Genomic DNA, 13,445 nt, shown 5'->3' on the forward strand with positions numbered 1-13,445 from the left:
TATGGAAGTGAACCGCCAAACCGATAACAAGGCGGCGGTGTCCTGTATTGCTTTGGTGGGGAACCCTAACTGTGGGAAAACGACCCTATTTAACGCTTTAACTGGTAGTAATCAGCGGGTAGGTAACTGGCCCGGAGTTACCGTAGAACGGAAAGAGGGAAGCTATCGTTATCAAAACCAGACCATCAAAGTCATTGACCTACCAGGGGTTTACTCTCTGGACGTGGAAGATGCCAGCACAGGATTAGATGAACAGGTAGCGCGAGACTATTTACTATCGGGTGAAGCCACCCTAATTATCAATATCGTAGATGCGTCCAACCTAGAGCGAAATCTGTATCTAACCACCCAACTACTGGAAATGGGTTTACCGATCGCGATCGCCCTGAATATGATAGATATAGCCAAGCAGCGGCAAATTACCATTGATGCCCAACAATTAGGCGATCGCTTAGGCTGTCCCGTAATTCCCATGAGTGCTAGTTCCGGGCGAGGGGTAGAACAACTGCGGGAAATTGTCCGAGATGCCATACATTTGGCAGACCGCCCCCAAGCCAAAGTCGCCTATCCAGCCGTTATCGAAGCCGCCCTAAGTGAAATTACCGAATCGGTAGCCCAACAATATAACTACTTACCCCCAGACCATCGTTGGCAAAGTCTCAGTTTATTGCAATATGACGATCGCCAAAGTTTGGTTAATCAAGATGTCGTTAAGCAAATTGCCACCCACCGCCACCGCATACACCAAACCCTGGGAGAAGATATCGACCTATTGATTGCTGATGCTCGCTATAGCTGGATTCATCAGATGTTACAGGGTATCACACAGCGATCGGATGTAGTACAACAGCACGTTTCCGATCGCATTGATCAGGTCATCCTCAGTCGCGCCTGGGGTATACCCATTTTTTTGGTAGTCATGTACCTGATGTTCCTGATTTCCATTAACTTTGGCGGCGCATTTATCGACTTTTTTGAGATCGCCTTTGGTACCGTATTTGTAGATGGCATGGCCCATGGCCTTGAGCAAATTAACGCCCCCGGTTGGTTAATCGGTACTCTCGCCGAAGGAGTTGGCGGCGGTATCCAAACCACCGCTACATTTATCCCCCAAATTGGCTTAATGTTTATCTGTCTAGCCATCTTAGAAGACTCTGGCTATCTCGCCCGCGCCGCCTTTGTTATGGATCGGTTTATGCGGTTTATGGGGCTTCCGGGTAAATCTTTTGTGCCCATGATGGTCGGTTTTGGCTGCAATATTCCCGGTATTATGGCAACCAGGACCTTAGAAAATCCTCGCGATCGCCTAATGACCGTCTTAATGAATCCCTTTATGTCCTGTGGGGCGCGCCTACCAGTTTATGCCCTATTTGTAGCAGCATTTTTCCCCAGAAACGGACAAAATATCGTTTTCTTACTTTACATCATCGGCATTTTAGCCGCCGTGTTCACCGGGTTAGTCATGAAGCATACCCTCTTACGCGGTCAATCTGCCCCCTTTGTCATGGAATTACCCCCCTATCATATTCCCACCCCCAAAGGTGTATTAATCCGCGCTTGGGAAAGGTTAAAAGCCTTTATCACCCGCGCCGGGAAAATGATTGTGATTGTCGTGTTAATTCTGGGTTTATTAAACTCTGTCGGAACCGATGGTTCTTTTGGGAAACAGGATAGCCAGGATTCTCTTTTGAGTGCCGTTAGTCGCACAATTACCCCAGTTTTTAGCCCCATGGGAATCACTCAAGATAATTGGCCGGCTACTGTCGGCTTATTTACCGGAGTATTTGCCAAAGAGGTCATGGTTGGTAGTATGGATGCCCTTTATAAGCAATTAGGGGCTGATCAAGCATCCGCTGCCGACTCCGAGGAAGAAGCAGAAGAAGAATTTAGTTTTTGGGGAGGTATGGCCGAAGCCTTTGCTAGTATTCCCGCTAACTTAGCTGATTTAGGTAATCAAATACTTGATCCGGTTGGTTTAAGTATTATGGAAAGCACTGATAATCAGGAAGAAGCCGCGACAGCACAGCAGGTTAGTTATAGCACCTTTGGTCAAATGTATCAACGGTTTGGTAGTTCTAGCGCCGCTTTTGCTTTCCTGTTATTTGTGTTGCTTTATTTCCCCTGTGTGTCTGCAATTGCCGCTGTTTACCGGGAAACTAATCTGGGTTGGACGGTGTTTGTGGCGCTTTGGACTACTGGACTAGCCTACTGGGTTGCTAGTTTCTACTATCAGGCCATGAATTTATCACAAAATACCGGAGAGGCTTTGGGTTTATTGATGGGACTTTGTATTGTCATGGGTGCTACTTTAGTCAGTCTCAAAGCTGTTAGTAACCGTCGCCATTCTCCCCGTTTGTAGTCGGGGTTGCACTTGCCAAAAAAGCAGGTTATCTCACCTGTTGCTATTAGCCTTTTTTGTGGTAGCTAGTCTCAAAGATTTGTGAAAATTCTGTTTCTCCGTGTTAACAGGTATATTCATGATAAAATAGAGACTAGCGATCGCAGCTTTATACGGTGGTAAATTATGCTACTTCAACAACTGCAAAATCATCTCAGAAATCATGGTCGCGTTTCTTTAGCAGAATTAGAACATCAAATGAAAATTGATGCGGAAACCCTGCGATTAATGCTGGGAAAATTAATTAGAAAAGGGCGGGTTTGTAAGGTGGAAGGTAAAGCCTGCGGAGGCTGTCATAGTTGCCCCCCAGAAGCGATCGAGTTTTACGAATGGATATCTCCCTAATTTAATGAGTGAATCAGGAGTTAATCAAGATGTCAAATAATCCAGAATTTGATGACCTTAAACAGGCTTTATGTGAAGCCATACAGGATGAATATAAAGCCTGTGCAACCTATCGGTTAATTATCCAAAAATTCGGACCGATTAAACCTTTTGTGAATATTATCGAAGCTGAAAAACGGCATATACAGGCATTAATGCCACTGTTTATCAGGTATAATATTCCCATACCAGAGGATGACTGGGAAACTCGTATAATTCCCCCCGACTCAGTACAAGAAGCCTGCGAACAAGGAGTTAAAGCCGAAATTGAAAATGGGGAAATGTATCAAAGGTTATTGAAGGCAACATCAAACTACTGGGATGTACAAAATGTGTTCTTAAATTTGCAACGTGCATCCCAAGAAAACCATTTACCCGCCTTTAAACGTTGTGTCAGCAGAGGTAGTCAAACTATAGCCATATCTAACCACAAAAACTGTGATGGTGGACACCGACATCGACACCGCAGAGGTTGTCAATAGTTATCCTAGTTATATGGTTGGTAAATTTCCATGGTATACTCTCCTAAAAATAAGGTAAATTGACGATGACTGATTCAGCATTATCTACAGAAGTTAAAACCGTAGAAAATCCCGATATTCTTCCCCAAATAGGTCGGTGGTTAGAAGACTATGAGGAAGTGGTGACGATTTTACCTGTGTTGGCGGGTTTATTAGTTACCAGTCGCCTGCAGCTACGGGGCGCGCAAGCCTTGATGGTTAACCTGTTAATGGCAGCAATTATTCGTCAATTAGTTAGACAATTAAAACAGGAGGCTAAGGCTAACTCTCCGGCTACTAATTCGACTCAAGCTGAAAGTCCTAACAACCATCAAGATAATAGTCCGACAGCTACCACAACTCAAACCGAAGATTATACCATTGTCCATTCTATACCCGGACGGCTTCGGCTGCGTATTCCCCGTTTAATGACTGATGTTCTCTATGCGAAACGGTTAGAAAAACTTTTGTCTGATGAACAGCGAGTTAAATCGGTACGCATTAACCGGACGGCTGCATCTTTGATTATTCAATATGACCCGGCTGGGGTTTCAGAATTGGAATTAGGTATGTATTTAGTTAGTATCCTAGAAATTGCTGAAACTACTGCTAAACCAGATGAAAATTCCGTCCCCGATGATTCTGAAGCAACATCATGACCACTGCAATATCACCATCATTATCTAATCAAGAATGCCAGGTTATTCATCAGGTGGCTGGACGGACTCGGTTTCGGCTTCCCCTATTAGCTAAACATCCCCAATTAGCTACTGAAATTCAGCCGCTTTTAGAAAAACACTCCGGTATTACCTCTGTGCGGATTAACCGGGTAGCCGCCTGTATGGTGGTTCAGTATGTCCCTAATCAATTGGCGGCGGTTGACTTATCAAATTTGGTGATTAATGCAGTCAAAGACTTGACAAATCAAGAGTTTTATGATAAGCCAAATTTTAGGGTTAATAATGAGCCGGAAACCCCGGAAGAATCAGGGTATTTAGAGGAAACGGAGTCGAGTCTGAGGCTGCCAATTATAGCGACGGCGTTGGCGGTTTTAAGTCGGTTTCCGCAATTAACACGATTGCGATCCGTGGCGAGAATAGCGTTTATTCTAGCGGCTTTTCCTGTGGCTAAACGGGCTTTTAATAGCTTGATTAATCAGCGACGGTTGAATATTGATTGTCTGGATTTTCTCGCCCTGAGTTTAAGCGCGACTCAGGGTAAGTTAGTTACCCCGGCTATGGTGATTTTACTGCATGAATTGGGGGATGTAATTCGGGAAAAAACGGCGCGGGCGACGGAGGTACGCACGGCGAGTTTGATGGATGCTATTGGTAGGTTTGCATGGGTGGTGGTGGATGATTTACCCCCTAAACAAATCCCAAGCGATCGCCTTCAGGTGGGGGATAAGGTCGTGGTTTATCCGGGGGAACAAATCCCCGTAGATGGTACTGTTTTAAAAGGGGAAGCCGTTATTGATGAACAGGGTTTAACTGGGGAAGCAATGCCATTAGTTAAACGGGTGGGAGAATCCGTTTTAGCTTCTACTTTGGTGCGTTCAGGACAGCTTTATTTACAAGCCGATCGCGTCGGTTCCCAAACTAGGGCAGCTTTGAGTATAGAATTATTACAAAAGGCTCCCGTCTATGATACCCGCATGGCTAACTATGCCGAAAAAGTAGCAGATAGGTTAATCTGGCCGTCTCTACTATTGGCGGGTATTGTATTAGTGACTAGCCGAGATTCCGCCAGGGCTGCCGCTATTCTTACCCTCGATTTTGTCACCGGAATTAGAGTGTCAATCCCTACGGCTTTTTGGGGTGCATTAAATCATACAACCCGCCATGGTATCTTGGTTCGCAGTGGTCGGACTTTGGAACAACTCGCCGAAGTTGATACCGTGGTTTTTGATAAAACCGGAACTCTGACCGAGGGTGAAATTGCGATCGCTGCGGTGCGGACTATTCCCGGAGGAATGTCAGAAACCGAACTGCTAAAACTGGCGGCGGCGGCGGAAATGAGGCTTAATCACCCCGTCGCAGAGGCGATCGTTAATTATGCTGCTCAACTTGACATTACTATTCCCCCACGGGGAGAATGGTTCTATGATTTGGGCTTGGGAGTACGAGCCGAAATTGAAAGCCATCAGGTATTGGTGGGAAGTCAACGTTTTCTGGAACAACAGGGGGTTAATTGGGGTGATAATTCCCTGATTGCTCAGATGACAACTACCCAAATGACCCAAATTTATGTAGCTTGTGATGGCAATTTTCAAGGGGTGATTGAATATACTGACCCCCTGAAACCCGAAAGCGATCGCCTCCTACAAGCCCTACAACAAAATTATGGTATTCAGGTACATTTACTCACCGGAGATAACCCCCAACGCGCCGCCTTCGTTGCTGAACAATTAGGGATTCCTAAATCGCGGGTTTATGCGGAAGCCTTCCCCGATGAAAAAGCTCGTATTGTTCGTGATTTACATCGCGCCGGTCGGACTGTCGCTTTTGTCGGAGATGGGTTAAATGATTCCGTAGCTTTAGCTTATGCGGATGTTTCCATTTCCTTTGAACATGGTTCTGATATTGCGAGAGAAACCGCTGATGTAGTGTTGATGAATAATAACCTCTTAGACGTTTTAGAAGCCATTGATATCGCCCGTCAAACTCGCAATTTAATTGACCAAAATATCGCTCTCGTCGTAGCCCCGAATTTAGCAGCTTTGGGGTTGGCTTCCACCGTCGGACTCAATCCTTTAGTGGCCACTGCTATCCACAATGGTTCAGCGATCGCAGCCGGAATGAACAGTCTCCGGCCCCTGGTTGAACATCAAATGGACAACGGATAATTGTAGGGGCGCGCCTCCACCGTCAATTATATTTAGTCACCAGAAGACTAATAAACCCGCCCCCGATAATTGTAGGGGCGGGTTCCACCGTCAATTATATCTAGTCACCAGAAGACTAATAAACCCGCCCCCCACCGGCTAATTAATCGATAGGATAACGGACAACCGATAATTGTAGGGGCGGGTTCCACCGTCAATTATATTTAGTCACCAGAAGACTAATAAACCCGCCCTCTGGGTTCCACCGTCAATTATATTTAGTCACCAGAAGACTAATAAACCCGCCCTCTGGGTTCCACCGTCAATTATATTTAGTCACCAGAAGACTAATAAACCCGCCCCCGATAATTGTAGGGGCGGGTTCCACCGTCAATTATATCTAGTCACCAGAAGACTAATAAACCCGCCCCCCACCGGCTAATTAATCGATACACTAATAAACCCGTCCCCTGGGTTGGGCTAGTTCCTAGCCGGATAAAAATTGTTGCAAATAGTTATCAGTTATGTGCAAAATCCTGCTAACCTGATAAATAGCAGAATGTTGATCTTATTATATTTCAGTCGAACAGGTTATGTCTCTGATTCATTTGGAAAAATCGGTACTCACCTTTCATTTCAAAGAGATGATCGAGGATGGACATGGCAATCATCCCTTAACTTGGGTGGGCCTAGGGGTCTTGGTCTTAGGGCCGAAACTCCTGCCAGCTATTACTAAAATTTCTCAAACAAACACCAAGACAGTTAGTAAGCCCCGGTTATCATCATCACGTCGTCGAGAAATTCCACTCTCCCAGTGGATAGCAGAAGCTAAGGAACGGGAGTTACCCGATTCCATCTATAAGCCTATGATTGCTGAGGCTTTCAACCATGGGAATGCTCACGAATTATCAGTTATGAATTAATCACCATAGATCAACAGGTGGCTGATAGAATATTCAAGCCACCTCTAAACTATAGCCTACATCCTCCTTTAGCTTATTCCTGGTTTGGGGAGAGTTGCGGCGTGGAAATAGCCGACTTTAAACTCGCTCTCTTTTGAGCTTCTGTCAAGGCTTCCGCTTTGGCTTCTGCTGCTATGTCTGCCACCATTTCCCCAGTTTCAGCCATAGCGACTTTAGCTTTTTCAAACAAAGTCACACCCGATTTAATCGTAGCCTTCAGAACTGGCTTAACCAGGGGCAAAACCACCGGAGTCAGCGCTACTGCTGTCACTCCAATGGCAATGGCTTGAGCATTAGGATTTGCTGATAGCTGGGCGATACGTTGTCGCAGTCCCGTTGCCCCCTGATACATTTCTTGCATAACTTTCTCCTATTTCAGGTGAGGATATTTAAGGTTAATATCCCCAGTTCAATTATACAATAAATTTGCCAAAACACCAATTTTTTTTGTGACTAATTTTGCCAGCAATTATTGACATTTGCCTATGTTATCCACTGTTGATATTTGCGAAATATAATCAAGTTTAATGATTCCCTAATTGTTGGCCCAGGTGTGGGCTATCTCCACAAAAGTCTTAAAAAAACCTTAATTTTTAGGGGCCTGGGTTGACAGTGAGGTTTTTTTTTGCCACCAGTGTTATAATCTCATGCTTGTGATCAATAAAATTTAGGTTTAATGACATCAACAACGTCAAAAGTAACTTTTGGGAAAAGTATTGGGTTCCGCAAAGAACTAAATCGTCGAGTAAACGCTTATTTTGAAGCGGAGAATATTTCCCCCCGTGATAACCCCGCCATGTACCTCAAAACGGCAATTATTCTGGCTTGGGTAGTATCAGCTTGGACCTTCGTGGTTTTTGGCCCTGATGTGCTGTGGATGAAACTACTGGGTTGCATTGTGTTAGGTTTTGGAGTTTCCGCCGTCGGTTTTAATATTAGCCATGACGGAAATCATGGCGGTTATTCTAAATATCAATGGGTGAATTATCTATCTGGATTAACCCATGATGCGATCGGAGTTTCTAGTTATTTATGGAAGTTTCGCCACAATGTGCTTCATCATACCTACACCAACATTCTAGGCCATGACGTAGAAATTCATGGGGATGAATTGGTGCGGATGTCTCCTAGCATGGAATATCGCTGGTATCATCGCTATCAACATCTGTTCATTTGGTTTGTCTATCCGTTCATTCCCTACTATTGGTCTATAGCAGATGTGCAAACTATGCTATTTAAGCGCCAATATCATGACCATAAAATCCCCACCCCAACATGGGTAGATATAGCAACCTTACTCGCCTTTAAAGCCTTCGGTGTGGCTGTGTTTTTAATCATCCCCATCGCCGTTGGTTATTCTCCCTTAGAAGCCGTTATCGGCGCTTCTATTGTCTATATGACCCATGGACTGGTCGCCTGTGTGGTATTTATGTTAGCCCATGTCATTGAACCGGCGGAATTTTTAGACCCCGACAATTTACACATTGATGATGAATGGGCGATCGCACAAGTAAAAACCACCGTTGATTTTGCCCCCAAAAACCCAATTATTAACTGGTATGTAGGGGGATTAAACTATCAAGCCGTCCACCATCTATTTCCTCATATCTGCCACATTCACTATCCTAAAATTGCTCCGATTTTAGCAGAAGTTTGTGAGGAATTTGGGGTTAATTATGCCGTACATCAAACCTTTTTCGGTGCTTTAGGTGCTAACTATAGCTGGCTCAAAAAAATGTCCATTAACCCCGAAACAAAGGCGATCGAACAGTTAACTGTTTAATAATCACTCACCTACCTGTTAAAGATTCAAGAGACCAGGGGCGCATTTCATCTAAACTGATGCGCCCATTTATTAGCCTTTCAATTAACCAAGATAGAAACCAACAGCAGCCATTAATAAGTCTTAGAAAAAATGCGGTTACTCCACTTATTCAAATGAGACTCAGCCAACATTGCCAAACTCTGCAACTCCTGAGTTCTTTGTTGTAAAGCAGAAATCGCCCGCGCCTGTGACTCTAATTTTTGCCTAACTACACCACAGCATTTAACCAGACCATCAACAGTTTCCAGTTCACCCAACTCTAGGTTATGGTCTGAACTAACCAAATCCCACAACTGTTTTTTCATGGTTTCAACCATATAGCGCTGATGTTCTGATTGTATTTGTAAAGCGCTATACTTATCCGCCGGAACAGTTTGTGATAGCATCCCTTCCAGTTCCGCAATGCGAGTAAGTTTTTGCTGAACCTCAGTGATTTCGGCTTGTCGATTTTCTAACTGTTCTTGTAACTGATTAATCAGATTTTTGTGTTGTTCTGCTTCCTGTTCTAGTTTCTGATAGCTGTCTCTGGAAACACTTGCAGATAACTGTGATTGTAAATCAGCCACAGTAGATTTCTGCTGTTCCAATTGCTGTTGTAGCTTTTGGTGAACCTCAGCCGCCACAGTTTGTTTTAACTGTGATTGTAAATCAGCCACAGTAGATTTCTGCTGTTCCAATTGCTGTTGTAGCTTTTGGTGAACCTCAGCCGCCACAGTTTGTTTTAACTGAGATTGTAAATCAGCCACAGTAGATTTCTGCTGTTCCAATTGCTGTTGTAGCTTTTGGTGAACCTCAGCCGCCACAGTTTGTTTTAACTGTGATTGTAAATCAGCCACAGTAGATTTCTGCTGTTCCAATTGCTGTTGTAGCTTTTGGTGAACCTCAGCCGCCACAGTTTGTTTTAACTGAGATTGTAAATCAGCCACAGTAGATTTCTGCTGTTCCAATTGCTGTTGTAGCTTTTGGTGAACCTCAGCCGCCACAGTGTGTTTTAACTGAGATTGTAAATCAGCCACAGTAGATTTCTGCTGTTCCAATTGCTGTTGTAGCTTTTGAGAGTCACCCAGTTGGCTTTGGAGTTGATTAATAGTTTTCTGATTTTGCTGTTTCAGGGCTTCATGGTCTTCGAGTGAAACCGTGTTCGCCAGTTTACTCTCAAGTTCTACAATCCGTTTAAGCTGTTTTTTAAGGTCAGTAATTGAGTCTTTATGTTGTTGGAGTTCTTGCTGAACGTCATGATACTCCTTAGCCGGAACACTATTTTCCAGTTGCACTTGTAATTCTGGCAACTGACCTAGTTTTTGTTCGAGTTCAGCGATAGTATTCGCCTGTTCTATAACTTGTTTTTGCAGGGTTTCGTATTCCTGCTGAAGTTGATCATATTCAGCCGATCGCTTTTCTAATTCTGCTGTAAGAGCCGGGCTATCATCTGATTGAGAATCAACTTCTGTTTGTGTATTGGTGTTAGCCAGGCTAATAGTTGTGCCTTCTTCATCCATAGAGATATTAAAGTCACCCCTAGCAATACGTTCGACAAATTCCGAACGCGACAGACCCAACTCCTTAGCAGTTGTGCTTAATAATTTAGCTCCTGTTGGTGTCAGTGACACCCCAATTTTTACCTTAGTTTCTGAATACAAAGTCGTGACTCCCCGTTTTTTCTTTCTTGGCATTACCCCCTCCTCAGCCGTTATACAACTTAGCTGGTCTAACCAGATCTTACCAAAAATCGATCACAATTCAACCTATAGTTAATCTTTGTGATCAGAACCGGAAAAATTTAAAGTTTTGTAAAGCAAAATTCGGGGGTACTACCCTAATGGGGAACCGAGACATAAGCTGATGTCCGAGTCTCAGAGCCGGAAACAGCGGGAAACACGCGCACCGAGTCTTGAGGAAACATCACCTGTACCCGCATACCGACAGGAAGCGATCGCCCTCCGAAGGGAGTACGAGCAATCAGTTCACCTCCAGAAGGAACCTGTAAACAATAATGAAGTTCGCGACCCAAAAACTGGCGATCGCGAATCACCACCGAAGCCGTTTCGTCAGGTTTGAGGATAAAATCTTCTTGTCGCACCATCAAATCTGCTTTTTCAGTTATATCGGAATCATCATTAGAGGCGATCGCAAAACAACCCACCTCAGTTTCCCACAAATTCCCCCGGCGTTGAGCTGGGATAAAATTAGCCTGGGTAACAAACTCCGCCACAAACCGAGAAGCCGGTTCTAGGTAAATTTTCTCTGGAGTCCCCCACTGTTCCAAATGTCCATGGCGCATTACCGCCACCCAGTCAGAAATTGATAAAGCCTCTTCCTGGTCATGGGTAACAAACACCGCTGATGCTCTTGCTGCTTTCAGAATTTGGCGCAATTCCTGACGCAATTTCAGCCGCACTTGTACATCTAAATTACTCAGGGGTTCATCCAATAACACCAACGTAGGACCAGGAGCCAAGGCTCGTGCTAAAGCCACCCGTTGCTGCTGTCCCCCAGAGATTTCATGGGGATAGCGATCGGCATATCCCGACAACCCCACCAATTCTAACACTTCCGCCACTCGCAACTGTAGTTGTTTGGGGGATTTTTTGCGGAGAATTTCCAAACCAAAAGCAATATTTTGGGCTACTGTCAGGTGAGGAAACAAGGCATAATTCTGGAACACCATACCCACCCCCCGACGTTCTGGGGGAATCCACTCTTTAGACCCAGAAACCACCTGTCCCGCAATCTCTACCACTCCCCTATCTGGCTGTTCAAACCCTGCAATTATTCGCAACAGAGTAGTTTTACCACATCCAGACGGACCCAATAGACCCAGGATATCTCCGTGGTTCAAGGTGATGCTTATATCCTCGACGGCGGAGGTGTTAGTATTGGGATACTGCTTTGATATCCCTACCATATCCAAGATAGCAGACTCAGACATCGTTAGTTCTGTTAACCTTCCTTTAACTGTGTGCCGGGTTTATTGATAAACTTTGTAATCAATACCCCCTACCATCATAGGGCATTATTCGTATATATTCTCACTAAGTCCGTGTCAAGTCTGATGGAATTTTTCCCATAGCCTGATTTTACCTGGTCTCTGGGGAAACCATCAGGGGGTCATCGCTAGAAAATAAACCCCTCTCTAGGTGGTCGCCGCCATGTCTCAGGTTTTCCTAGTGAGTTGCCAGTGAACTCCATGGGCTAATTTTGTATTATGATCATCCCAGTTATTGTGGGCGGGAAAATTAACTAATGATAAAGACTCTCAATAACTGTCTAAAAATCAGTAGTTAATTCGTAGCAATTTTGACGGCTATTTTAGGAGTAGTTAATTATGCTGAAAACTCCGCACCCCAAATCACAAATCAGGGAAAATGACAACGAATCCAAATCAACCAAAAATCCCCCTTTGGCGAGACGATCGCTTTGGGAAAATTGCGTTTCAGGTAATCATCCTAGTAATTGTGATCGCGATTATTAGTATATTTACCATGAACCTGAATCAGAACCTACAAAGAAGCGGAATTAGGTTCGGATTCGGATTTTTAAATAGTACCGCCGGATTTGCGATCGGTGAAAGTATCATCCCCTACCAACCGACGGACCCTTATAGACAGGTTCTCCTAGCGGGTTTAGTAAACACGCTGCGAGTGATGTTTTTTGGGATTATCCTAACTACCATTGTCGGAATTATTGCGGGAATTTCGTATTTTTCCAGTAACTGGCTAGTGCGTCAAATTGGGTTAGTATATGTAGAAATAGTCAGAAATACACCCCTACTGCTACAACTACTATTCTGGTATGGGATATTTCTACAACTACCCTCAGTTAGCGATCGCCTGGGGGTTTTTGATGCGATTTTCCTAACTCAGCGGGGGATTTTCATTCCTTGGCCATCTAGTTCTTTAATCTGGGTGTGGTTAGGGTTTTTGGTAATAGCGGCGATCGCCTCATTTTGGATATGGAAACAACGCACTAAAATAATGGTAGAAAAGGGTGCTTCTGGTCAACCGCAATTAATCGCCCTAGGTATCATCGCCTTAGTATCGTTGTTAATCATCCTGTTTGGTTTTGGTTGGGAAGTTCCCGCCATCACCGGAACCGAAAATAATCCGGTTTTACGAGGTGGTCTCAGGCTAACTATTGAATTTAGTGCTTTGTTAGTGGGGTTAGTATTTTATACTGCCGCTTACATTGCCGAAATTGTTCGCGCCGGGATTCAATCTGTAGCCAAAGGACAATGGGAAGCCGCCCGGTCTCTAGGGTTAAAACCAGGTTTAGTCATGCGTCTAGTCGTATTTCCCCAGGCTTTGCGGGTGATTATTCCTCCTCTCAATAGTCAATATTTGAACTTGGCAAAAAATTCCAGTTTAGCGATCGCCGTAGCTTACGCTGACCTGTATAATGTTGCCAATACCACCTTTAACCAGAGTGGGAGGGCGGTAGAGGTCATGGTAATTATTATGGCAACCTATCTAACCATCAACCTGATTATTTCCCTATTTATGAACTTCCTTAATCGCCGGGTTCAACTTCAGGAAAGATAACTACAGTTAACCAA

The 13,445-nt window shown here is 44.3% G+C and carries 11 protein-coding genes; 8 read left to right on the plus strand and 3 right to left on the minus strand.

The features are described from left to right. Position 1: 1 nt before the first annotated feature. The 6 genes from feoB to N39L_RS17600 all read left to right on the plus strand — a co-directional run bounded on the left by feoB (position 2) and on the right by N39L_RS17600 (position 7,029). Positions 2 to 2,359 (plus strand): Fe(2+) transporter permease subunit FeoB, encoded by a 2,358-nt coding sequence (gene feoB, locus N39L_RS17575; RefSeq protein ID WP_006618022.1) that lies wholly within the window; start codon positions 2 to 4, stop codon positions 2,357 to 2,359. 165 nt (positions 2,360 to 2,524) lie between these two features. Beyond that, positions 2,525 to 2,743: a FeoC-like transcriptional regulator gene (locus N39L_RS17580; protein WP_006618023.1), complete on the plus strand. Its 219-nt coding sequence runs from the start codon at positions 2,525 to 2,527 to the stop codon at positions 2,741 to 2,743. A gap of 29 nt (positions 2,744 to 2,772) precedes the next feature. Continuing rightward, on the plus strand, positions 2,773 to 3,264 hold the full coding sequence (locus N39L_RS17585; protein ID WP_006618024.1) for a ferritin-like domain-containing protein: 492 nt from the start codon (positions 2,773 to 2,775) through the stop codon (positions 3,262 to 3,264). Between the two features lie 65 nt (positions 3,265 to 3,329). Further along, on the plus strand, positions 3,330 to 3,941 hold the full coding sequence (locus tag N39L_RS17590) for an HMA2 domain-containing protein (protein WP_006618025.1): 612 nt from the start codon (positions 3,330 to 3,332) through the stop codon (positions 3,939 to 3,941). Beyond that, positions 3,938 to 6,127 (plus strand): heavy metal translocating P-type ATPase, encoded by a 2,190-nt coding sequence (locus N39L_RS17595; protein ID WP_014275883.1) that lies wholly within the window; start codon positions 3,938 to 3,940, stop codon positions 6,125 to 6,127. The genes N39L_RS17590 and N39L_RS17595 overlap by 4 nt, the downstream gene beginning before the upstream one ends. Positions 6,128 to 6,699: 572 nt before the next feature. Continuing rightward, the gene (locus N39L_RS17600) at positions 6,700 to 7,029 is read left to right on the plus strand and encodes a hypothetical protein (RefSeq protein ID WP_006617263.1); all 330 of its coding nucleotides are present in this window, start codon (positions 6,700 to 6,702) and stop codon (positions 7,027 to 7,029) included. A gap of 73 nt (positions 7,030 to 7,102) precedes the next feature. Here N39L_RS17600 and N39L_RS17605 read toward each other — a convergent pair whose 3' ends face one another. Then, on the minus strand, positions 7,103 to 7,429 hold the full coding sequence (locus N39L_RS17605) for a DUF5132 domain-containing protein (protein WP_006617264.1): 327 nt from the start codon (positions 7,427 to 7,429) through the stop codon (positions 7,103 to 7,105). Between the two features lie 315 nt (positions 7,430 to 7,744). Between N39L_RS17605 and N39L_RS17610 the strand changes: the two genes are divergently transcribed. After that, positions 7,745 to 8,851 (plus strand): fatty acid desaturase family protein, encoded by a 1,107-nt coding sequence (locus tag N39L_RS17610; protein WP_006617265.1) that lies wholly within the window; start codon positions 7,745 to 7,747, stop codon positions 8,849 to 8,851. 113 nt (positions 8,852 to 8,964) lie between these two features. On the opposite strand, the gene N39L_RS17615 is transcribed toward N39L_RS17610, so the two are convergent. Together N39L_RS17615 and N39L_RS17620 are read right to left on the minus strand one after the other, a co-directional pair. Further along, the gene (locus N39L_RS17615; RefSeq protein WP_014275884.1) at positions 8,965 to 10,566 is read right to left on the minus strand and encodes a hypothetical protein; all 1,602 of its coding nucleotides are present in this window, start codon (positions 10,564 to 10,566) and stop codon (positions 8,965 to 8,967) included. A 143-nt stretch (positions 10,567 to 10,709) separates the two neighbouring features. Further along, positions 10,710 to 11,822, minus strand: coding sequence for an ABC transporter ATP-binding protein (locus N39L_RS17620; RefSeq protein ID WP_014275885.1), 1,113 nt, complete (start codon positions 11,820 to 11,822; stop codon positions 10,710 to 10,712). A gap of 436 nt (positions 11,823 to 12,258) precedes the next feature. On the opposite strand from N39L_RS17620, the gene N39L_RS17625 reads away from it, so the two are divergent. Continuing rightward, positions 12,259 to 13,431: an amino acid ABC transporter permease gene (locus N39L_RS17625; protein WP_014275886.1), complete on the plus strand. Its 1,173-nt coding sequence runs from the start codon at positions 12,259 to 12,261 to the stop codon at positions 13,429 to 13,431. Positions 13,432 to 13,445 lie beyond the last annotated feature (14 nt).

Origin of the sequence: Limnospira platensis NIES-39 (assembly GCF_026000695.1) — a bacterium.
Lineage (GTDB): Bacteria > Cyanobacteriota > Cyanobacteriia > Cyanobacteriales > Microcoleaceae > Limnospira > Limnospira platensis.